This window comes from Oleiphilus sp. HI0132, from assembly GCF_001635845.1.
Map to the genome: position 1 here is coordinate 1 of NZ_LWGJ01000561.1, position 679 is coordinate 679.

Here is a 679-nt window from a genome sequence, read left to right on the forward strand (position 1 = left end):
AATATATAGACTCTCCTCCAGCTCTTGAACACGATGATAAAACCGAATTTGATGGCAAAGAGCTTATTGTCGAACTGTTGAGGAACTCACTAAATATTTGGGAGCGCTCAACAAATAAGACAAAGGTTGACCTGGCAGAGCAAAGTCGCTGCTGGCGTGTATACGTGGACGGCACCACGGTTAAAACTCGAACCTTTGACAAGTACCTGAGCGCTCGTACTATCCCTGATAGGCCCAGGTGGCGAGCCGTAGTGCGCACGGCAAACTTCGTTTTGGCTAACTGCGACTTGAATGAACAAGATACACAGGAACTATCTGAACTAACCAGGCGTGTTGAAGACAACTATTCATAGGCTAGATCACTTGCAATCAATTCCCTCATCAGCTCACCCCCAAATAGAACCAAGGAAGTAAAATGGCAAAATATGATAAGCGGCACTCAAAAGGAAGCGAGCGGACGCTGGAAGAAGCTAATAAGCTGGCAAAAGCGAACCAACGCCCAGGCCAAACGAAAGAACAAACAAAAATCATTGCCCAGGGTATTCAAAAAGGGATTGAGCAGTATAAAAAACAGCACAAAGCCAAAAGCCGAGAGCTCGACAAGCAATTAAAAGCTGCAGAAAAAGCCAAACAGATGGCAAGCAGTAGTGAAGAAAAACAGCTTGAAGAGCATGTTCAG

General features: G+C 45.2%; 2 protein-coding genes. Both read left to right on the plus strand.

Annotation, left to right across the window (positions count from 1 at the left end; genetic code table 11):
- Nucleotides 1-353: hypothetical protein (locus tag A3766_RS30595; RefSeq protein WP_231882850.1), on the plus strand; the 353-nt coding region annotated here is incomplete at its 5' end.
- Between the two features lie 62 nt (nucleotides 354-415).
- A partial coding sequence (locus tag A3766_RS06960; protein WP_068641986.1) for a DUF2956 family protein occupies nucleotides 416-679 on the plus strand: 264 nt, incomplete at its 3' end.